1 protein-coding gene is annotated in these 1,225 nt (G+C 50.3%); it reads right to left on the bottom strand.

The genetic code is table 11. From position 1 onward, the window contains the following. Positions 1 to 19: 19 nt before the first annotated feature. Entirely contained in the window at positions 20 to 1,210 is a 1,191-nt protein-coding gene (tuf, locus tag ACTXGE_RS12455; protein ID WP_435949696.1) for an elongation factor Tu, read from the bottom strand. Positions 1,211 to 1,225: the final 15 nt, after the last annotated feature.

Genomic DNA, 1,225 nt, shown 5'->3' with positions numbered 1-1,225 from the left:
GTAAAAGCTAATCTAATGATTAGTCCTTAACTGAAGCAACAACACCAGCGCCTACCGTACGGCCGCCTTCACGAATAGCGAAGCGAAGACCTTTGTCCATAGCGATTGGGTGGATAAGCTCTACGCCCATCTCAACGTTGTCGCCAGGCATAACCATCTCAGTACCGTCTTGTAGCTGGATTGCGCCAGTGACGTCAGTGGTACGGAAGTAGAACTGTGGACGATAGCCGTTTAGGAATGGTGTGTGACGACCACCCTCTTCTTTTGATAGTACGTATACTTCGGCGTCAAACTTGGTATGCGGAGTGATTGAACCTGGCTTGGCTAGTACTTGGCCACGTTGTACGTCTTCACGCTTGGTACCACGTAGTAGTACGCCACAGTTCTCACCAGCACGACCTTCGTCAAGTAGTTTACGGAACATCTCTACACCAGTACAGGTGGTTTTTTGGGTGTCACGGATACCGACGATTTCGATTTCGTCGCCTACGCGTACGATACCAGATTCAACACGGCCTGTTACTACAGTACCACGACCTGAGATTGAGAAGACGTCTTCGATTGGCATTAGGAATGCTTTGTCGACGTCACGCTCAGGCTCTGGGATGTAGGTGTCTAGAATCTCTAGTAGTTCGACAACAGCTGGTTCGCCGTATTTGTCTTCTGAGCCTTTTAGGGCTTCTGTGGCACTACCTTTTACGATTGGGGTGTCGTCGCCTGGGAAGTCGTAGTCAGAAAGGAGTTCACGTACTTCCATTTCGACGAGCTCAAGTAACTCTTCGTCGTCAACCATGTCACATTTGTTCATGAAGACGATGATGTAGGGTACACCTACCTGACGAGAGAGCAAGATGTGCTCACGCGTTTGTGGCATTGGGCCGTCTGTGGCTGATACGACTAGGATGGCGCCGTCCATTTGGGCGGCACCTGTGATCATGTTTTTGACATAATCGGCGTGACCTGGGCAATCAACGTGGGCGTAATGACGGGCTTCGGTGTCATATTCGATGTGTGAGGTGTTGATGGTGATGCCACGTGCTTTTTCTTCAGGTGCTGAGTCAATAGACGCATAGTCTTTGGCTTCGCCGCCTGAGGTTTTTGCCGCTACGGTTGCGATAGCTGCGGTTAGTGTGGTTTTACCATGGTCAACGTGTCCGATGGTGCCGACGTTAACGTGGGGCTTTACGCGTTCAAACTTGGCCTTTGCCATGAGGTTTTCCTTTTT

Source organism: Psychrobacter sp. T6-4 (genome assembly GCF_052258425.1).
Classification (GTDB): domain Bacteria; phylum Pseudomonadota; class Gammaproteobacteria; order Pseudomonadales; family Moraxellaceae; genus Psychrobacter.
Note: the sequence above shows the minus strand (reverse complement) of the source record. Positions and strands in the feature narration are given on the sequence as shown.

What these genes read in the sequence shown, in the direction of transcription:
- tuf (WP_435949696.1), bottom strand. Translation starts at nt 1,210, where the DNA reads ATGGCAAAGGCCAAGTTTGAACGCGTAAAGCCCCACGTTAACGTCGGC.